Raw genomic sequence first — 19,895 nt, forward strand, 5'->3', positions numbered from 1 at the left:
AGCATGCCGCGTCCGAAGTCTGGTTCGAATCGAACTCATGGCTACATCCGGCGCGGGAATTGTCCCGAGGCCCCTTATTTTCCTGGGGCGGGAGAAAAGTGAAAAAACCGCCTTGTTTCTCCAGTATCTGCCGCATATACGGGTCAGCGGAGACGTGGCCGAGTGGTCGAAGGCGCTCCCCTGCTAAGGGAGTAGGCCCGGAAGGGTCTCGAGGGTTCGAATCCCTTCGTCTCCGCCATTTACATCGACTAGTTTTTGAATTTATTGGACATCTTTTCAGGCTCAAGGGTGTGCCCCTTCGCTGCCAACATTTTCGTGTGCAATGATCTACCCCGTACCCCCCAGGCTACCCCGGTAATGGGAAACGAGTGTATTCAATCGATCCACGTCAAGCGCGCATTTTTCCGACTTTTTGACACTTTGGTCAAAGTATAACGGAACCATCTAGAGCGCGGTTGCGAGTTAAGGTTGGTTAGCCACGCGCCTGCTAGGCGCAGTAAGTGGACTTTGCAAAGTCCGGCCGGCACCCCCAAACCGGCCATTTAAGACGGTACTTGGATTGATCTCTTTGGGCCTGCTGCGGTCATCGGACGTCTAGAGATCTTGCAAGTGCGACATGTAACGATCGAAGAATTGCAGTCATTGCCTAGGCTAGAACATTAGATCCAGCTGAGAGTTAGAATGCCCGCTTAGATCGATGACCTCACCCTCAGTCAATGCATACTTGCCAAGTAGCTGGCTCTCAGAAAGCTGACCGAGGGCTCATTCTCAATCGCAATTCTTGTTACTTCGGTGTTTGGTGGCGTGCGTTTTTAGAAGTATGCAAGTTGACCTGAGCCCCAAGTTTCCTCCACCTCCTGGAGAGCCCTTGGGTTTGGTTTGATGGCCTGACGTGGCCAGTTTGTCCATCATCGTTTTCTCAGCAAATTCTTTCGGTGTCAGATTGCCCAACGCCGAATGTGGTCTTTGACTGTTGTAATCCTCTTGCCATGCTTCCAGCATTTCCCGGGCCTCGGCCAGTGAGCTGAACAGCGTTTCATTGAGGCATTCGTCGCGCAGCTTGCCGTTGAAGCTTTCTATGAATGCGTTCTGCGTTGGCTTTCCCGGCGCTATGTAGTGCCAGTCGATCCCGGTTTCCTGCACCCATCGCAGTATGGCCATACTGGTGAACTCAGTTCCGTTGTCCGACACGATCGTGCACGGGGCGCCCCGCGCTGCAATCAGCCGGTCCAGTTCTCGCGTGACCCGCAAGCCCGATAGCGATGTATCGGCCACCAGCGCCAAGTTCTCACGCGTGTGATCATCCACCACAGTCAGGATACGGAAGCGGCGACCATCGGTCAGCGCATCAGACACGAAATCGAGGCTCCAACGCTGGTTTGGGCCATTTGGCACAACCATCGGCCTTCGCGTGCCCAAAGCCCGCTTTCTACCGCCCCTGCGGTGCACCTGGAGCTTCTCTTCGCGATAGATCCGACGGAACTTCTTGTGGTTCACTCGTTGCCCGGCAGGCGATTTGCAATGCAAATCTGCCGAGAGGGGGCCAGCCCTGACGCTCGACCATCACATGCAGCCTCCGATAGCCGAACCGGCGACGTTCCTTGGCGACCGCCTTCATGGCATCGCGCAGGTCCGTGTCATCCGACCGGCGCGATCGATACCGCACCGTCGAACGATCAACGTCCAAAGCAGAGCACGCCCGACGCTGGCTCACCTGATGGACCTCCACCAGATGAGCCACCGCCTTCCGCTTGGCATCGGGCGTCACCACTTTTTTGAGTTCACATCCCGCAACATCGCATTGTCGAGCATCTGCTCGGCCAGAAGCTTCTTCAGCTTCGCGTTCTCGGCTTCTAGCGCCCGGAGCTTCTTCGCATCCGAAGGCTCCATACCGCACTCGCCATTGTCACTCGGACCAATGGCGTTCCAAGGCTCGTTTCGACTTGTATTTGTAGAAGGTGCCTTGGCTGATCCCATAGCGCCTGCACACGTCAGCCGTCTTCTCGCCAGCTTCCTGTTCCTTGATCATCTGAATGATCTGTTCGTCGGTGAATCTCGTCTTCATTTGTCCGTCCTTAAGTTGGGCGGACTCTACACAAAACTGGAGGACATTTAGGGGCTCAGGTCAGTCTCAGACAGACGGGGCTCTTAACACCCTATGGTCGTAAATCAGCCGTCAAGGCGCCCCCTTGAAGTATAAAATACAAAATATATTTCATTACATTCAGTATATATTTTTCAAGTACTTAAGATAGTTCTTTTTATCTTCTTAGCGACGGAATGGCTTCCGATCACCTAAATTGAGGTTTTATTGCGTCGTAGCTTATTTTGAGAAACGCAAGAATCGGTTTAACTTTGGATTGCGATTCTCTCCGGCCATCTGCCTGCTGGCGAAACGGTAGAAGCGCGAATTCTCAGTTCTTGCGGTTTCGCCAAATGCAACACGAAGAGCGAGTACCCAAATGCGAATTTCATTAAAGACTAAGTTGGCAGCTTCATTTGCCTTTCTAACACTGATGATTGCCGTCATCGGTTGGATTTCCCTCAAAGAGATGCAAATCCTTAAGGAGAGAAACGAAAAGATAGTGACCGAAGATTTTCAGGCACTCAGAGATCTCGACGAATTAGCAATCATCCAGGAACGCATTCAGAATGTCGTCCGGGACTTTGTGATGATTGATGACCCTAAACTGCATCATGAAATTGAAGAGCATTTGGAGGAGTTGGAGCACGAAGAGGAAGCGTTGTTGGACCGATCTTATGGACACGCGGCTGCAAAAGAACGGGGTATTCTCGATCAGTTTGCGGCGCTTCGACACAAACTTGAGGCCGTAAATGCAGAGGCTATGAAGCTATATGTGCAGGGGGATCCGCAAGCTGCTGCAGTCAAGCTCGTTGTAGAAGGCGGCTTTTATGATGAAAAGATCCTCAAGCTGGTGCATGATTTCTCGGCACACGAGACCGAAGTGCTAGCGGAAGATGTCAAGAAATCATCGGAAGAGTATGCTTTGGCTAGGCTTGAGCTGATCGGAATAATCTCGCTAGCCTTAGTTTTTAGCCTCGGGACTGGCTTTGCGATCATGCGCAGCATTAGCAAGGGTTTGTCTGCAGCTCAAAAGCTAAGCGCAAGCGTTGCGGCAGGCGATCTTACCAGCACAGTGGTTGTGCAGCGTAATGACGAGATTGGATCACTACTAACAGACCTTAATCGGATGGTCGCCGACCTACGAGGAACGGTTGGCGATGTTACATCCTCGGCCACCAATGTGGCATCCGGTGCGGTTCAGGTGTCAGCGACCTCGCAGCAACTTCAGGAAGTATCTGTGAGCCAGGCTGCCGCAACTGAGGAGGCCTCTGCTTCAGTGGAGCAGATTGCCGCAAATATCGCGCAGTCTGCGGAAAACGCACAGACAACCGAAGGAATTGCTTTGAAGGCAGCAGATCGTGCAAAAGAGAGCGGTGAAGCTGTGAGAGAGGCGGCTGAGCATCTTGAAACAATTGTAAACCGGATAGAAGTTGTTCAAGAGATTGCGCGCCAAACAGATTTGCTGGCTCTCAATGCTGCGGTGGAGGCGGCTCGAGCGGGAGATCATGGTAGAGGCTTCGCCGTTGTGGCCAGCGAAGTGCGAAAGCTTGCTGAGCGTAGTCAGGAAGCTGCAGCAGAGATCAACAGCCTAACCACTGTTACTGTGTCTTCTTCAGAAACTGCCTTGCAGATGATGGAGGAGCTTGTTCCTGAAATTCAGTCGACCTCAAAGCTTGTAGGGAATATTGCTGCATCCAACGTTGAGATTTCCAAAGGGATTGAACAAATTGGTATTGTTGTGGGACAAGTGGATAACTCAAGCCAAACCAACACAGCCGCTTCTGAGGAGCTTGCGGTCACTGCTGAGGAGCTGTCAGCGCAGGCAAGAACTCTACAGGAGACGGTTAGCGGCTTTAAGTTAGAGGAGCGAGGTGCAAGCCAAAATGAAGACAAACAAACCATAAGTAGCGAAACGACCGCGACTGCAGAAACAAATACTGTCGTGTCGCTCGATCTAAGTGCCCAAGACGATGATGAAGATTTTATTCCTCTGCGATCTAATGTCGCTTAGTGACTGGCGTGTTGGGCGGGCACCTCTATAAAGTGCCCGCCTATTTCGAATTTTCACCGGTTCAATCACTGGTGCAAAACTTAGCTTCCAGGAGCGCCAAACTATTGTCGAAATGGACTTTTAGAGCTTCAGAAGCTGCCTCCAAGTTACGTTCTTGCACACTGTTGAAAATTGCTGCGTGCTCATCGTCAAAGGCATCGAAGTTTGGATCAACTAGCTCGTCGTCGACCTGAAAACGCTTCAAGTTTTCACGCCCATTTTCGATTTTCTGGATCATCGTTGGCCAGCTGCTCGAACGAAACAAGTAGCTATGGAAGAGCTGGTTCAGATCGTACCACTTGCTCGCATTTAGAGTTCGATCTCTCATCTGCTCCAGCACGCGGCCCATAGCTCTGATGTTGTCGTCCGAAATGTTCAAAGTGCCTCTAATTGATGCCGACAATTCAAGTGCAAAAATCGTGGCGGCCAATTAGATCAGCTCATTGCCGCCCATGGTGGCTACGACAGCGCTTTTATTTGGTTTCTCTTCGACAAGCCCCTGGGCAACCAGATACTGCAAGCCCTCTCTAACGGGGGCTTGGCTCATGCCCAGCCTTTTGCTGATTTCGGCAGGCAGCAGCACCGCGCCTGGACGAATCTCTCCAGACAGGATCTCGCCGCGTAAAATCGCGGCAGTTTGAGCTGCAAGCGTCATGACAATCGGCTTCAATGGGCATCTCCTACAAAGGACGCATCAAACGAGGCACGACCCTTAAATTACTGTGTCTGTGTATTTATAGTTGCCCGCCAAAATTCAACCCTTCCCTGCTTGGATGCTTCAGTTTGGAACTTGTCGGCCGTCTTTGCGAGGCCAGTTTTTCCATCGTCTTTTTCTTGGGAAGTTTTCAGGGTGTCAGATTGCTGAGTGCCGAAAATGGCCTGTGAGCGTTGCCTTCGTCCTAACATTCTTCCGCTGTGCCACGGCCTTTGGCCAATGCGGTAAAAGCATCGCATTTATGCATTTGTTGTGCAGCTTGGCGTTGAAATTCGAAATGACCTCGACACCGGAGTTGATCAGCCCCACCTAAGTGGTCCAATTTGAATGTTAGTGCATTATTGGCCTGGGTTCCATCAGGACGATGGTTTCTGGGGCCGGTGGGCGGTAGCCCAAGGCACTGTGTGGTCGTTTCGTGTTGTAGTGTTTTCTCCATTCTTCGATCAGGATTTGCGCCTCCCTTAGCGAGAAGAAAACCTCGCCGCTAAGTAGTTCATCCCGAAGCCTTGCATTGAAGCTTTCGCAGTATCCGTTCTCCCAAGGTGATCCCGGCTCAATTTAGGCGGTCTTTGCGCCGACCGCTGCAATCCAATCGCGGACGGCCTGAGCAATGAACTCCGGGCCGTTGTCCGACCGTATGAAGGCAGGAACGCCGCGCAAGTTAAACAAGTCCGTCAGCGCATCGATAACCTCTGCCGAGTTGAGCTTGCGCTTCACCTTGATCGCTAGGCATTCCCGGCTGTGTTCATCCAAGATATTGAGCGTTCGGAACGCTTTCCCGTCATCGGTTCGATGATGCACGAAGTCACACGATCCCGCTGCCCGGCAGCACATGCGTGCATGTGCGAGATGGGGACATGGTTGCGGTACTCCGGTCGCAAACGAACACACGAGCAATCGTTGAGCCAGAGCCTCCCTTTCTTCGCCTGTTTCATTGGCACTTTGAGCCCTTCACACCGCCACAAACGTTCGACACGCTTGTCGTTCACAAGCCATCCGGCGTCTCTGAGCAAAGCTGCGATCCGGCGGTAGCCATACCGACCATACTGGCGGGCCAGTTCGATCATATCAGCCACTAGACGCTCTTCATCAGCACGGCCAACCGGCAAACGCCGTTGTGTGGACCGGTGCTGTCCCAGGACACGACAGGCTCGCCGCTCCGATACCCTGAACTGGCTGCAACCATGATCGATACAGGCACGACGGCGCGAAGGGCTTAGTAGTTTCCCCGTGCAGCTTCCGAAAGGATGAGTTTGTCCAGCGTAAGGTCCGACACGGCTCGACGCAGCCGATCATTCTCTTTCTGATGCCTCTTTAGTTCCTTCAGTTGGTCAGTTCCCATTCCGCCGTATTGCTTACGCCAGCGATAGAATGTCTGTTCCGTTATCTGAACCTGCCTGATTGCATCAACGCGCGGCATTCCCTGACCGCACAACACCTCAACCTGCCGCAACTTCGTGACAATCTCTTCCGGCTTGTGTCGTTTGATTCCCATATTTGATCCTCCGTTTGCTAACTATACAGACGGACCAATTCAGTGGGGGAGGATCAGTTGCGACTGTCTTCTAATCCACACCTGCGGGATCGCATCAACGCACGGCATTCCCTTATCGCACAGGCCCTCAACATGTCATAAACTCGTCAATATCTTTTTGTTTGTGCCGTTTGAGGCCGATCTTCTACCCTCCGTTTCCCAACTACAGGGACGGGCCGCTTCATTGAGGGCGGCTCAGGTACGTGCGCTAGAGTTCGAGCTACAGGCGCTACAAGCGATTGCCAGCTTCGCCAAATTGCGTTGCCATCATATGCGCGTCTGTGAGGCAGATTTAAGGATATCTATGGGAGAGCCTTAATGAAAAGAGGAATGCTGTTATCAAAGTGGGCTTGCAGGGCTGAACCAACAAGCTCTCGGTCCCTCTTTCGGGCCGCAACGAGAAGGGCGACATGCTCACTATGAAACCGATCTGCATTGAAACTAATCAGTTCAGTGTCGGTTTGGAAACGCATAAGGTTGCGCCGTCCGTCTTCGACCATTTGGATCAGCTTTGTCCAGCCGCAAGCTCTGTACATGCAGGCATGAAATTGATGGTTATGTTCATACCATGTCACCGGATCATTTTCTGCGGCTTTCATTCTTTCAAGCAGTCGTTCCATTTTATTGAAGTCGCCATCTTGCATCTTCCCGACCCCTAGACCGGTGGCTGTATTTTCAAGAGAAAAAACGATCAACCCCAGCTCGTACAACTCGTCTGGAGACAAACTTGAAACTCTGGCGCTTCTGTTGGCACTCTGCTCGATCAGAGATTCTGCCACCAATTTTTGGACGGCCTCTCTTACCGGCACACGACTCACACCCAACTGTTCGGCTACCACATTCGGAAGGATTGGTTCCCCAGGACGTAAACGTCCTGACAAGATCTCCTCCCTCAGAAAGGTGGCAACTTGATGTGTCAATGTTCCGACAATCATCACATATAGACTTCCCAGAATTGCAGTCTCGTTGATTTTGCGGCAACCACCGCGGAAGTGTCAATAAAGCAAAAGAAAAAGCGCAATTTTGTGGCGTTGTGCGTCTGTCCTGCGTTTCCACCTCAGGGTGCGTCCTGAGCAAAAACGGCAATAGCGGACACAACTAAAAGGGGCAATTGATGTACCCAGAATTTATCTTCTGGGGCCTGCCGGTGAGGGACGGAGGCGTCCTTTTAGGGACGGAGGCGTCCTTCACAAAAAATATTCCTTCCAATCCAGCGCATAAAATATAAAGTATATTTAATATGCAGTAATCTTTTTTTGATGCTGCTTTTGATTGTCTTGATCAAAGCTGCAGCGGGATTTTTGGTAGATGACAGAAGTGCTCAATCAGACCGTTAATAAATTGGTTCTGGACGTTGCAGGAGCTGCGCCTCAGGGGATAATGTTAATCAATTCTGAGGGAACGATCGTCTGGTGCAACCCCGCCATCCTCAGGTTGTTTGGTTACGGGATGGACGAACTGGTTGGCGCCGACGTTGAGGTTCTGCTGCCGGCCGAATTGAGGGGAGCCCATACAAACCATAGAAGTGTATTTTTCGACAATCCATCAACGCGTTCTATGAGCAGAGGCAATATTTTAGTTGCCCAAAGGAGCGATGGTTCGGAAGTGGAGGTTGAGGTCGGGCTAGGGTTCACTCAGGTCGACGACAGCGGACTGGCAATCGCATTCGTAACAGATATGACGAGACACCAAAGTATCGTGCATCAACTGTCCAAATTGACCCGTTCGCTTGAAACCAAAGTTCAAGCTAGGACCAATCAACTGAGAGAAAAGACACGATTGGCCGAGGCCGCCAATAACCAAAAAACACGTTTCATTGCTGGCGTCAGTCACGAAATCAGAACACCAATGAACGGAATTGTTGGCGCAGCAGAGTTGTTAAGAAATACGGATTTGGATGCCACTCAGATGCGGTTGGTGAATGCGTTGTCGGAGGCCAGCGATCATTTGTTGAACCTGATAAATAACGTCTTGGACCTTTCGAAGTTTGAAGCAAAGGCAATGCAGGCCAACTCTGAAGTATTTAGTCTTCGGGAACTCCTGGAGAGTACTCTGAGAAATTTTCGGCCTTTGGCCAGCTCCGCCAATGTAACGATGAGTTATCATGATGACATTGTATTACCTCTGCAGCTCAAAGGTGATCCTGTTAAGATTCGGCAAATCTTGTCCAACATGATCAGTAATGCAATCAAGTTTTCGGATGCTGAAAAAGAAGAAAATTTTGTTCACATATCTGCTCTTCGGGATCTCGATGAAACATTTCATTTTATTGTTCGAGACAACGGAATAGGCATGTCCCGTGAAGGTATGTTAAAAGCATTCCGACCTTATGCTCAGGCTCATGGGGCGTTAGCTACGCCGATTGGCGGTACAGGACTCGGTTTGGTGCTTTCACGTGAACTGGCACTCTTGATGGGAGGGGAGCTGTTCATCGAAAGCCAACTTGGCATCGGAACGACAGCTACTTTGAGCATAAAACTCCAGACGGAAGTGCAGCTGTCAGAATGCTCCACTGACTTATCGAACTATAATTTTACTTTTCTTGGCAGTCACGGATCTGAACTGCAGAGGATAGATGAACAGTTAGGGCTTGTAGGAATTAAAGTTAGGAAGGTTACCAACGAGAGGGAAATATTGGAGTTGGTGAAGAGTTCTGGCAATCGTGATGTCTTTTTAATGCATCAGTGCCCATCTTTTGATCATGAGCGCTGGAGGCACGATCTTGAGAGAATTTCTACTCCATCCAAATTCATCAAATTTTCAACTAATTCGATCTTTAGAGCAGCTCACTCTTTGGAGCGCCACGTCGAGTGTAATCCGATTCAATGGTCGCAATTATTTGAAGTGCTCGAGGCCGATTTCAGAAAAGGTTTGAATGGAAATATGGGAAATATTTCCCTAGAGGATGAGGAGATAAGGCGGGTGGTTGCGGTGTGCGCCGAACGTCCCTTGATGATCTGCGAAGACAATCAGCTATCTCAAGACATTCTCGCTGCACAACTTCAGGCGAACGGTTTGAACTACCAAATGTTCTCAAATGGAAAAGATGCGCTTGAATGCTGGGCCCCGGGTGAATACTCTTGCTTGCTAACAGACTTGCAAATGCCACACATGGATGGCTTGTCGCTTCTGAAAGAGATCCGAAACAAAGAACATGATCTAAGTCTGCCAGAAATACCCGCGATCTTAATGACCGCGGGAGATATTCAGGAGTTTGACAGGTCCGGATTTGGTGGATTTTGTGGCACAATTCGAAAGCCAGCGAAGTTTGAATGCCTGAGAAGCGAATTGGCTGGTGTTATTCTGAAAAACTATTGATGTTGGCTTTATTTGGAAACTACCGAGAATTGGAGCGATTGCAATGCCGGCAAGCTATCAGGCAATTTCAGCTTTGAACCTTCTGCATGTTAAGTTTTCAGGGAATTGCAAAACGAGTGAAACTGATGCTCTAGTTGACTTTTATGCGGTTGATCCAAGAGTCGTTGCTGGGATGCGGTGTCTGGTCGATTGTTCCGAAGTATTGTCTTTTAGGATAAATGCGGAAGAGCGCAAAAACCAAATGGAATTGTTAAAGTTAACTTTGGCGCCTGTAGGTCGCGTTTGGACGGTTGTATATTACTGTCCCACAGAGGTTAGCTTGAATGTGGCTAAAATGCACTTGCTTTTGTGGGAGTCACATAGCGATGTCAATTTGGTTATATGCGAGGATCCAGTTGAAGCTGCGCGGGCATTGGGTATATCTAAGTTGGCGTGTCAGGAATTTTTTTCCCAAACGCCGAAGTCTTTTCCGGCCAAGGGTTTTCCCAATGAGGAGTGTTTTACAACATATCTTGTATTCGCAAATGGCCGTACGGATATAGTCGTGATGGGTAAGCTTCCAGAGCAGGGGCAGGGGTTAAAGGGACAGGTAGTTTGTGGTGTCGAGCAATTTATTCCTGCGCGAGACGGCTATGATGCAAGGATTTGGCTGAAGCCGAGCATTTGAAGCGTAACCGATTATCCACAAAGCGCCGTTTTTGTCTGCGCGTTGTCGATCATTTGGAGAGTTTCTTGGCCCTATAGGGCGGAAGAGGAAGCCAGACGTCTAGATCATTGTGTGGTATGCCTTGTGGCGTGGTTGGCCATATTTCAGTGGATTTAGTGGGGTAGATTTTGTGGTATATTTTTATAGTTATAGATATTTATTCATATTTTATAAAAGTTTGTCGAAATTTATAGACGGACTTCGTCTCTGCCATCTTACATTTTCGTTTGATTTGAATATGCCGCCTTGAGCGGCCTTTTTCTTTTGCCGTCAGGGCAATTCGCAGCTCTGTGGAATTCCCTGAATTCCCCTTCGAATGCGGAATTCACTTTGCGCTCTCTGGCCTACTGACAAAGAAACTCGTGGAGAACCTCAGCGCTGGGCGGCATGGGGATGGCAATGGGCTCTACCTGGTTGTTGATCCTTCCGGTACCCGGCGCTGGAACGTTCGGGTGGTTGCTAAGGGGCAGAAGAATCGACGCGGCGGGCCGCTGCGAACCGACTTTGGTCTGGGCAGCGCTGAGCTGGTGACCCTGCCACAAGCACGGGAGCGGGCGCTGGAATATCGCCGCATGGCAAAACAGGGTCTGAACCCCCGCCGCAATGCCACGCGGGAGATCCCAAGTTTCGAGGAAGTGGCCCAACAGGTGCATATTGAACGGCTGCCCACCTGGAAGAACGCCAAACACGGCGCGCAATGGATCAACACGCTGCGCGACTACGCCTTCCCCAAGATCGGCCGCATGCCGGTGGACAGTATCGGTCAGCCTGAGGTGCTGATGTGCCTTTCCCCGATCTGGACGGAGAAACATGAGACCGCTCGGCGGCTGGCACAGCGGATCAAGATTGTCTTGGATGTTGCCAGATCTAAAGGGTTCCGGTCTGGAGAGAACCCGGTGACCGCCATCAAAGAGGGTCAGGTCCTGCCCAAGGTGAAAGCCAAGCCCAAACACCATGAGGCGATGCGCTGGCGGGATGTGCCTGCTTTCTACGCCGCGCTGAAGCGAAAGAAGGCCATGTCCGCCAATGCGCTGATGTTCACATGTCTTACCGGATCGCGCACTGGCGAGGTTCTGGGCCTGCGCTGGGCGGAGTTGGATTTCAAACAGCGGCTTTGGATCTGCCCTGCGGAGCGGATGAAGACTGGTGAAGAACATCGTGTACCGCTGACGGATGAGATGTTGGCGATCCTGGAACCGCTCAAGGCGCTGCAGTCAGACTATGTGTTTGAGGGGCAGAAGCGCCATCAGCCGCTCTCCAACATGTCGATGCTGATGCTGCTGCGGCGGATGCAGGTTGAGGGGGTGACGGTGCATGGCCTCCGTTCCACCTTCCGCGATTGGGCAGCCGAGGTCGCCAATGTGCCGCGTGAGGTTGCGGAGAAGAGTCTGGCGCATACGGTTGGTTCCGAGGTTGAGCGTGCTTACGCACGGTCCGACCTCTTGGACAAACGGCGGGACTTGATGCGCAAATGGTCTCAATTCGTCACATCCGGGACCAGCGGAGAGCAATGAAATGCAAGTACGACTGAATGAACCTGAATGCGCCGCTCTGGGACTGTTTCGCATGGCGCTCAGTGAGGCGACTGCAGCAGATCGTCTGAGCGCAATAGAGGTGATGCGTCACGAGGTGGTCAGCATGGGTTTGGAAAGCTTTCCGATCACCGAAGCGTCGAGTCCTAAGTTTGTGCGGTGGGCCGCAACCACAGCACCACCGCGCTATGAGGCGGCCCATGCATTTCACCAGATTTTGCAGAGGTACAACAGTAAGAACGAGCGCCAGCTCAATATCGCGGAGTATATTGGCAAAAAGGTCTGGGACAGCATAGAGACTGGAAAGTTCCAGGGTGTGCAGGTCGCTGGTGGCTTGTTGGAGCAGACCTCAGAGTACGCCCGGGAGATGGGTGTCCGAGGAGCAAAAGACCTCGATGTTCTGCGTAAGATCTGGAAACGGTACCGGGGTGTTGTGCATTTGGGCATGACTATGGACTACGTTGAGGAACACCCAGAGACGCGCGCGCATGTGCTGCACCTGGCTGAGCGCATTCGATTGGGGCTCAGCACCAACTGCCCTAAGGGCACAAGTGTCCCATATGTAGATCCGCAAGAGCAGATTTCTTTCTTATATGTTTCAGACCGTTAGGGTCCCCGATTTGTAAATCGGGGACTGCCGGGGCTGGGTGCTGGGCGTCAATTCATTCGCTGTCATTCAACACAGCGAAAGGAAACCCAGCCGTGCCGAACCTATTTGAAGACGATCGCTGCTACGTCTTGGGGGATACTGAACTCGAGATTTTGGGGGATCGCGATAAACTGGCGCAATGGCGCCACAAGGGGATGGGCCCCGCCTATTACAAGATTGGCCGCAAGGTGATCTATCGCGGCTCGGCTCTGAACGACTGGCTGGCCGCCAACCGGGCGGATCCTTCTCAGGAAGGCGCGGGGTAATGCCCCTATTTGAGGTCCTCTGCAAACTCTTGGGCGCGTTGTCCCGTCTGATCGGTGGTGCGAAATGAGCCGGTCCTATAAAAGCGTTCGGCTCAAGAAGAACCGTGGATATTCGACCGAAGATATACAGCGCGCTTGTGCTGTGAATGCCAACACGGTCTCGAACTGGCGCAAAGCTGGGTTGCAGCCCTCCGATCCCAAGCGCCCCTATGTGTTCCGCGGGGGGCTGGTGACGGCGTTCCACAAGGCGCGCCAAGAGCGATTGCGGACGCGGCTGAACACAGGGGAGTTCAAGTGCACCGGCTGCAAATCGGCGGTGTTTCCGGACCTTGGTAGCCTCAAACTCACCCGCGCATCCAACGGTGCCAACATGGCATTTGGCCAGTGTTCGGATTGTGGCTGCCACGTCAGAAAGTTCGTTGCTGAGGCCGATTTGGGGGTTTTCGAGCAGTTGCGCAATCCCAATACCACAGTGGACTCGTCACACGAAGAAATTGGGCGAGATCCCGGTGGTATTGGGATTAGCACGGAAACGGATGCTCCGCGCTGGTGGCTGTCAAATGACCGCGTTGTCTATGACTGGCAAGTTCACGCTGGTCGACTTGCGGAGCAGACGGTGGATCAGCACCTCTCGGCAATCCGATTCATGGAAGAGGTTCTGCACGGGAAGCCCTTCGACCGGCTTACAATCCGGGATGTGAATCTTGTGCTTTCTGCTTTGAAAGAGGCGATGGCGACAAATGGAGAGGGCAAAAAGTCACGTTCCACGGCTTCACATCAGGCCTCTCAAATCATGAGCTTCCTGGAGTGGCTGATCAAACAGGATGGTTACAAACGCCTGCCAGCCGACCTGCCGAGCTACATTCAACTGCCGAAATCGGCCTATGCCAAAGCGATGCCGAAGGCCGAGAAGGCCTACGCGTCTTTGGAAGAGGCCGAGGCGCTTTTGGATGGCATGCCAACGCTCACCCTTGCAGAGCGGCGTGCCCGGGCGATGTTTGCTATTGCCTTCCTTGGGGCGCTGCGCGCGGATACCATCACCTCATTGAGACTCGCCCATTTTGATCAAGAAGGGCGCAAGATCATTCAGGATGCCACCGCCACTCGCACCAAAAATGGAAAAGCATCAGAATCAGTTGGTTCCCGATCGCCAAGGTGTTTGTCGACGCTGTAGCCGATTGGGCCGATCACATGCGCTCCCTGGGACTGCGCGGAGAGGATGCGCTCTTCCCCAGCCTACCCGATTTGATGGGGCGGGCGTTTTTGCAGGACCTGGAGCGTGCGCCGATTGAGCCGATGGCCTCCAAGGACGCGTGGCAAAGGCCTTCGCCGTCGCCTGTCGCGACACGGAGGTCAAATATAATCCCCACTCGGTCAAGGACACGCTCGCCGCGGAACGTGATCGCCGCCCCCTGACACAGCAGCAGCGCAAGGCTTGGTCCGAAAACATGGGGCACGAAAGCGAAAAAATCACCGAGACCCACTACGGAAAACTCTCCGAGGCCGAGCGCTTCGACCTGTTTGAAGAGATTGTACAAGGCAAGGAAGGGGGCATGGCCGCGCCCCGCATATTGACCGACGCGCAGAAAATTGCGCTCATGAATGAGTTGTTGGCGAAGGTCGGTTTGGGGTGAGGGACGTGCTTTTGGAAATGGGTTAGTTCCGCAGTTTCGCGCAGGTAACAGCGAACAGAGGACACGGCATTGTGAGCAGATCAAAAGCTTAGCAGATGTTCATAAAGATACGTAGAACCAGCAAACCACCGACACGCCTACGGGGCTAGCTGAATTCCACAAGACCAGCAATGGCGACTTGAAGCAAGGTTCAAATCCCATCGAACCAATGATCATTTACAGTCACTTGTTCGACCATCTCAGTTTGCACACCCAGCTTGTTGGCTTTCAACAAGTCACACAGGCGTTCACCATCTATCAAGTCGATGGCCTTTGCCCCATCACGCGTCGCTTCTTCAGAGGCTTGGCTGGTGAAGTGGCCAGTGGTGATAAATAGCCCCTTGTCGGCGCGGCCTTCCAATGCGCCGCGAAAATCCCGGATCTCTTTGGAGCCTACGTTGCCCTTGTAGCGCTTACACTGGAAGTAGACCTGGAAGGACACCAGGTTGACCCGCAGCACCCCGACGCCGTCGATGCCGCCATCGCCTGACTTGCCGCGCACTTCGACTTTGACGAAACCTGCCTCCCGCAACAGTCTTTGCGCCAACCGCTCAAAGGCGTCGGGCTGCATGGCTTTCATGACGTCCAGAAGCTTGGATTTCCAATCGTTGTCCTCGTCTGGTGCGTCGGAGATATCTTGAGCGCCTTCGTCTTCTTGAACTTTCTCCTGCGCTTTTGCGGCCTTTCGTTTGGCTTTGGCGCGGTCGCGCTCTTCCTGTTTTACCTGCTCATAGATCGCCTGGGTGGCCGCAAGCGCGCCTATCTTGGCACCTTTATCGGTCAAGGCCCAGACACCACGGGCAGAGTTCTCCAGCGCATCGCCGCGTTTCAAATAGGTGCGTGCCCATGACAGAAAATAGTTCACACGCGGCATAGTGTCGTTGGCCATCATGTAGCTTTGTTCGGCCTCTGTGACCCCCTCGAGCGAGATAACCTCTTCATCCAGCTCCTGGATCGTGGCAGAGCCGCCAAGCTTATGCAGTGCCTCTATTGTGGCCAGCATCATTCCCGGTAAATCGGGAAGGCTGTTTTGGTCGACCTCAAATCTTCGCATGGCGTGCTTCCATCATAGCGCTAGGCCGCATATTTTCCGTCCTCTGTTCTGTCGGCTTGCCCCAGGGCGGCCAAACTCTCGAGCAAAGGTTGCACGGCTGTGGTGCGGGCGCGGGCAAAGCGGCGGGCGATTTGTTCGGGGGAGGCCTCGCCCAGATCAACCAAGGCTTCGCGCACAGCGGCGATTTGATCGGGGAGGGCTTTGGGCCACGGGGATTTCTCCACCTTGGCAACGACGCCCAGATCCAGATCGGCGGTTTTGCCTTTTTCGATCTTGGCACCGGTTGGGTTTTGATAGTCGGGGCGGAGCCAGCGGATATGGCCTGCGGCCTCTTCTGCGGCGCGTTCCTTGTTCAGATCGACCAGGCGCATCAGGATCTCTTCATCGCTGAGGTCTTGTGGCCAGCCATAGGCTTCGGCTACGGCGGCGTCGATTTGATCATGCAGATCGCGCAGGATGCCGATCAGGCCTTGGTCGTAGATTTCCTTATCCTTGCCCTCAATCACCTCGCCTGCGCGGAGTTTTTCCAGCACGTTGTACATATTGGTCAGCGTCAGTTTCGGATGCGCCGCTTGTTGGCGCTTGCGATGCGCGTCGAGTTCCTCACCCAAGGCGCGGAGGTGGGGGCGCTGGTCTTCGGTGAGGTCGGGGAAGGGGAAGGGATTGAAACAACGCGAGTGATTGTACACAGGGTCATTTCCGACGCCTTGTCGAGCACCGTTCTTGTCAGACCAAATCACATGAAAGCGAGAAGAAATCGCCGCCAACCATGCTCCATCAGATATGGCAAAGACTCGAAGCTTTTGGTCAGGTTGGATCTCTGCGGGGAGGAAAGAAAACAAACGATGCTTAGCTGTTTCGGTCGTCACGATGTACCTTTCCAATCCTCCTAGGGCTTGGCGCATCTCAGAACGCGGTTCCGCAAAGATCCACCAATTATCTCTATAGGTGGCCCGATTATTCTGGTCGCGTTCCGGCTTAACTGTATCGTACAGGTGTTGGAAAATCTCTGGATAGCAAGACTTGAGCTCAGTTTCGGATAAGCCAAAGGCATCTGCGACAAAAAACCCGCGTGGTATGGTCGCGATATCCCTTCCATTTCTATAAGGCTTTATGATGTTGGCATATTCCAGTGCCTGCGTATCTGCTAGATGCTTTGCTTTTTCTGCCGACAGAATGAAACCAGATCCATGAAGTTTCATCCCCATGTGTGCCAGTCCAGAAGATGCCCGCAACTCTATTGCTGAGAGAATGTCCGCACCTATCTGCAAATTCGCAAAGATCTTCCCGACCTGATGGTCAAACGTCACCTCATGACCATCAACATCTTCCCGGTCTTTGCTCTCACTGGTGACAGTGAGCAATTGTCCGCCCCGATTGCCAGCTGCCCCTACAGTCATCGCGATGCGCACGGATGCGCCATAAAGAGTGTCGACCCAAGGGTGATCGGGCACCGCGAACAGAAGCGACAGCGGCTTTTTCGGATCGTTCAGATGCGGCTCCAGCACGCGACGGTTAAACGTCTGGCGCAGGGAATTGGTGGTGATCAGGCCAAAGCGGCGGGTGCCGACACGGGTTTTGGTGTTAAAATCCCGCGCCATCAGCGCTGCCTTTTCCCACCAGAACATCACCAGATCGGCGCTTTGCGGCATTTTGGGGTAGGCCTTCCAGAGTGCCTCTGTATAACCATCTCCCAAAGCGTCGCGCAGGCGGCTGGCGCCAATGAACGGCGGGTTGCCAACGATGAAAGTGGCCTTGGGCCATGTGGTGGCTTTGGGTTTGGCATAGTCATAGACCTGCACACGGGCCCCGGGGTCTGGCACCTCTTCGCCGGTGACCTGATGGCGCATGGTGGTGACGCCATCCCAACGGGTCACAGGCTTGCCATTCTCATCGACACGCGGCGTGCGCTCGGACCACTCCAGTACCGCATCGCGGTTTTCGATATTCTTGAAATCGCGCAAAACGGGCTCTGACGGGGCGGCAATGCCATGGGTGCGGTAATGCCATTGCAGATAGCCGATCCACAGCACCAGCTCCGCCACATTGGCGGCCCAGGTGTTCAGCTCAATCCCAAGGAACTGATGCGGGTCCACGGTGATAAAGCTGGTCTGCGTCTCCCCGAGCTCCTCCATCAGGCTGGTGACCTCGCCCTCCAGCCGTTTCATCATTTCCAAAGCGACATAAAGAAAGTTGCCTGAGCCACAGGCCGGGTCCAGCACACGCACCTCACACAGGTCGTGATGAAAATCCTTGACCAGTTTCAGCGCCTGATCTGTTTTGCCATCCGCGTTCAGGCGTTGCACCGCGATCTGCACGTTGCGCCAATCGTCGCGCAGGGGCTCCATGATCGTGGGGGTGACAAGGCGTTCGACATAGGCACGCGGCGTGTAATGCGCCCCCAGCTTGTGGCGTTGCTTGGCATCCAGTGCGCGTTCTAGAAGGGTGCCGAAGATGGCGGGTTCCACCTGTTTCCAATCGGCCTCAGCGGCTTCGATCAGCAGCCCCAGCTGCAGATTGTCCAATGGCAGGGCATCGGCATCTTTGAACAGCCCGCCGTTAAAGCGTTTGAGATCCTTGGTGAGCACGGGGGAAAAACCGCCTGTGTTCATGGTTTCCCACAGGCTTTTTAGCGTCGGTTGGGCGTGTTCCGGATGACCGCGTAGCTCCTTTAGCTTGGCCGTAAAGCTGCCATAGGGAATTAGATCGACGTCTTCGGCAAACATGGAAAACAGGCAGCGCATGAGAAACCGCGCGACAGTTTCGCTGTCATGGCCCTGGCCCTCAAAGCTCTTGCCCAGCTCGGCCAAATGTTCAGCAATATCGCGGGTGACCTCGGCGGATTTAAGCGAGGGGTCCAGGCTTTGCGGATCGCTCCAGATGGCACGCAACAGGTCCAATGTCTCGGGCTGTCGCAGGTCTTCCAGATAAATTCGATACCGGTTGCCATCGGGAAACTGGGTGTAGCCTTGTCCCTGGCCAGAAAAGTCGGAGTAAAGCTCAATCACATGGCCCACATCAACGATCATTAGGAATGGAGGCCAGCCGTCCTCTTTTGATACGGCACGGGCGTAGTTGTCGGCCTGGGCGCGCGCTTTGAGCATGGTGTCGTCAAACTTGGCTGTACCGCGTTTGCCATGACCAGTTTGTTTGGGCGCGTCCTTACCCAGGAACATCTCAAGCGTGCTTTTGTCTTTGGGCTCGGTTGAGGCGAACTGCTTAGCCTCTAGAATGAAGTGACCTTTTTTGTAGAGGTCAATCCGACCATTTCTCTTGCGCCCAGTGTGGGTGAGCGTGACTGGCCGTTCAAAACGATAGTCCAAAAAGTCGCCGTCTTTGTCAGACACATAGGGTCGTTCGACACCCAAAAGCTCGGTCAATTCAATTGCAAACGTTTGCGCGGTCGCCATTTCGCTTCCGCCTGACCCTTGCCAACGCTCAATAAACTTCACGATATCCACGTAGCTCACCCACAGATTCAACTTTTAGGGAGGTTGCGCTGAAACCAAGTATTGTTCAATCCCTAGTCGCCTACACCAACGATCTCAACCTTCCAGTGGCCACCAACGTCGGATAGCAGCCCAACGCGGACCTAACTGATTTTCTTGTCTGACGCAGCCTAGGTCGAACACCCGACTGGTATAACGCTTCGACTTGAGCCCTTGGATATTGACCGACCAAGACAATCGTCATTCGCCAATCCTTTAAACGCGACAGTGCCTACATCCGTGCCAAAAACACTCAGGTGTTAAGGCCAAATTAACACATCTGGGCAACCATAGGCGCTTCGTCAATGTTCAATTAAGCGGGAGGAGACTGCTTTGTCTTGGTTTGATCCCATTCGAACGCCACTAACTCAAGACCAGCTCTGGAATGCTCACAGATTGGCTCTAGGGCCAGCCGTTGCGGCAGATGTGATTCCCTTCGTAAGCCGTTCGATTTCTCTAGGGAACCTAGGCCAACGGGATCTGACGTTCTCTAACTTTTTTGACGCAGGAAAGAACATTTTACGAGCTCTATACTGCACTGAAGGATATGCGCCTCACCACACTTCAATAGACGTGGAAGAGGACATGGAAAGAATTGAAGAATTTATTTTTGACATGTCCATTTCGAAAGCTGAAGCGATGCTAAAAAATTACTGCCTACGAGCCGAAGCGCGTCTGGGCTTGTTTCCATATATTTCGGTTCGGTCAACCTACATGAGCGTTGCATCAAGGGGCGCAATGATGGGCAAAAGGGAAATCACAAATTCTTACAGACAGTTGAAGTTGCCCTTTCTTCCTTCCTAGGTCGCAAATGCAAGATTAGC

General features: G+C 52.8%; 14 protein-coding genes, 1 tRNA gene and 2 pseudogenes. 10 read left to right on the plus strand and 7 right to left on the minus strand.

Annotated elements, in window-relative coordinates:
- Window positions 1-148 precede the first annotated feature (148 nt).
- Window positions 149-238: transfer RNA gene (locus SIC14_RS09610), tRNA-Ser, on the plus strand.
- A gap of 530 nt (window positions 239-768) precedes the next feature.
- Here SIC14_RS09610 and SIC14_RS09615 read toward each other — a convergent pair.
- Window positions 769-2,065: pseudogene (locus SIC14_RS09615) on the minus strand (IS3 family transposase).
- Window positions 2,066-2,462: 397 nt separating this feature from the next.
- Between SIC14_RS09615 and SIC14_RS09620 the strand changes: the two are divergent.
- The gene (locus tag SIC14_RS09620; protein ID WP_412565608.1) at window positions 2,463-4,097 is read left to right on the plus strand and encodes a methyl-accepting chemotaxis protein; all 1,635 of its coding nucleotides are present in this window, start codon (window positions 2,463-2,465) and stop codon (window positions 4,095-4,097) included.
- A 61-nt stretch (window positions 4,098-4,158) separates the two neighbouring features.
- On the opposite strand, the gene SIC14_RS09625 is transcribed toward SIC14_RS09620, so the two are convergent.
- The 4 genes and pseudogenes from SIC14_RS09625 to SIC14_RS09640 form a co-directional block, all read right to left on the minus strand.
- Window positions 4,159-4,566 (minus strand): FCD domain-containing protein, encoded by a 408-nt coding sequence (locus SIC14_RS09625; RefSeq protein ID WP_412565609.1) that lies wholly within the window; start codon window positions 4,564-4,566, stop codon window positions 4,159-4,161.
- A complete protein-coding gene (locus SIC14_RS09630) occupies window positions 4,567-4,806 on the minus strand; it encodes a GntR family transcriptional regulator (RefSeq protein ID WP_412565610.1) in 240 nt (79 codons plus the stop codon).
- 375 nt (window positions 4,807-5,181) lie between these two features.
- Window positions 5,182-6,346: pseudogene (locus tag SIC14_RS09635) on the minus strand (IS3 family transposase).
- A gap of 341 nt (window positions 6,347-6,687) precedes the next feature.
- Window positions 6,688-7,320, minus strand: a complete 633-nt coding sequence (locus SIC14_RS09640) for a GntR family transcriptional regulator (RefSeq protein ID WP_412565611.1) — start codon at window positions 7,318-7,320, stop codon at window positions 6,688-6,690.
- Between the two features lie 373 nt (window positions 7,321-7,693).
- On the opposite strand from SIC14_RS09640, the gene SIC14_RS09645 reads away from it, so the two are divergent.
- From SIC14_RS09645 to SIC14_RS09675, 7 genes are all read left to right on the plus strand, one after another.
- Window positions 7,694-9,703 carry an ATP-binding protein gene (locus SIC14_RS09645; protein WP_412565612.1) on the plus strand — a complete coding sequence of 670 codons (2,010 nt, stop codon included), beginning with the start codon at window positions 7,694-7,696 and terminating at the stop codon, window positions 9,701-9,703.
- 43 nt (window positions 9,704-9,746) lie between these two features.
- The gene (locus SIC14_RS09650; RefSeq protein WP_412565613.1) at window positions 9,747-10,370 is read left to right on the plus strand and encodes a hypothetical protein; all 624 of its coding nucleotides are present in this window, start codon (window positions 9,747-9,749) and stop codon (window positions 10,368-10,370) included.
- Window positions 10,371-10,771: 401 nt separating this feature from the next.
- Window positions 10,772-11,923 (plus strand): tyrosine-type recombinase/integrase, encoded by a 1,152-nt coding sequence (locus tag SIC14_RS09655; RefSeq protein ID WP_412565614.1) that lies wholly within the window; start codon window positions 10,772-10,774, stop codon window positions 11,921-11,923.
- Between the two features lies 1 nt (window position 11,924).
- Window positions 11,925-12,551 carry a hypothetical protein gene (locus SIC14_RS09660; RefSeq protein ID WP_412565615.1) on the plus strand — a complete coding sequence of 209 codons (627 nt, stop codon included), beginning with the start codon at window positions 11,925-11,927 and terminating at the stop codon, window positions 12,549-12,551.
- Between the two features lie 92 nt (window positions 12,552-12,643).
- Window positions 12,644-12,856, plus strand: coding sequence for a helix-turn-helix transcriptional regulator (locus SIC14_RS09665; RefSeq protein ID WP_412565616.1), 213 nt, complete (start codon window positions 12,644-12,646; stop codon window positions 12,854-12,856).
- 64 nt (window positions 12,857-12,920) lie between these two features.
- On the plus strand, window positions 12,921-14,030 hold the full coding sequence (locus SIC14_RS09670) for a tyrosine-type recombinase/integrase (RefSeq protein ID WP_412565617.1): 1,110 nt from the start codon (window positions 12,921-12,923) through the stop codon (window positions 14,028-14,030).
- Window positions 14,031-14,169: 139 nt separating this feature from the next.
- Window positions 14,170-14,490 carry a hypothetical protein gene (locus SIC14_RS09675; protein ID WP_412565618.1) on the plus strand — a complete coding sequence of 107 codons (321 nt, stop codon included), beginning with the start codon at window positions 14,170-14,172 and terminating at the stop codon, window positions 14,488-14,490.
- A gap of 190 nt (window positions 14,491-14,680) precedes the next feature.
- Here SIC14_RS09675 and SIC14_RS09680 read toward each other — a convergent pair whose 3' ends face one another.
- Window positions 14,681-15,583, minus strand: coding sequence for a restriction endonuclease (locus SIC14_RS09680; protein ID WP_412565619.1), 903 nt, complete (start codon window positions 15,581-15,583; stop codon window positions 14,681-14,683).
- 20 nt (window positions 15,584-15,603) lie between these two features.
- Window positions 15,604-18,993 (minus strand): class I SAM-dependent DNA methyltransferase, encoded by a 3,390-nt coding sequence (locus SIC14_RS09685; RefSeq protein ID WP_412565620.1) that lies wholly within the window; start codon window positions 18,991-18,993, stop codon window positions 15,604-15,606.
- A gap of 411 nt (window positions 18,994-19,404) precedes the next feature.
- Here SIC14_RS09685 and SIC14_RS09690 point away from each other — a divergent pair, with 411 nt between their 5' ends.
- Complete coding sequence (locus tag SIC14_RS09690) at window positions 19,405-19,875, plus strand: hypothetical protein (protein ID WP_412565621.1); 471 nt, start codon at window positions 19,405-19,407, stop codon at window positions 19,873-19,875.
- Window positions 19,876-19,895: the final 20 nt, after the last annotated feature.

It is taken from the genome of Thalassobius sp. MITS945101, from assembly GCF_047123305.1.
GTDB lineage: Bacteria > Pseudomonadota > Alphaproteobacteria > Rhodobacterales > Rhodobacteraceae > Thalassobius.

Coding starts and splice junctions, on each gene's coding strand:
- SIC14_RS09620 (WP_412565608.1), top strand. CDS start 2,463: ATGCGAATTTCATTAAAGACTAAGTTGGCAGCTTCATTTGCCTTTCTA.
- SIC14_RS09640 (WP_412565611.1), bottom strand. CDS start 7,320: ATGATTGTCGGAACATTGACACATCAAGTTGCCACCTTTCTGAGGGAG.
- SIC14_RS09645 (WP_412565612.1), top strand. CDS start 7,694: ATGACAGAAGTGCTCAATCAGACCGTTAATAAATTGGTTCTGGACGTT.
- SIC14_RS09650 (WP_412565613.1), top strand. CDS start 9,747: ATGCCGGCAAGCTATCAGGCAATTTCAGCTTTGAACCTTCTGCATGTT.
- SIC14_RS09660 (WP_412565615.1), top strand. CDS start 11,925: ATGCAAGTACGACTGAATGAACCTGAATGCGCCGCTCTGGGACTGTTT.
- SIC14_RS09670 (WP_412565617.1), top strand. CDS start 12,921: ATGAGCCGGTCCTATAAAAGCGTTCGGCTCAAGAAGAACCGTGGATAT.
- SIC14_RS09680 (WP_412565619.1), bottom strand. CDS start 15,583: ATGCGAAGATTTGAGGTCGACCAAAACAGCCTTCCCGATTTACCGGGA.
- SIC14_RS09685 (WP_412565620.1), bottom strand. CDS start 18,993: ATGGCGACCGCGCAAACGTTTGCAATTGAATTGACCGAGCTTTTGGGT.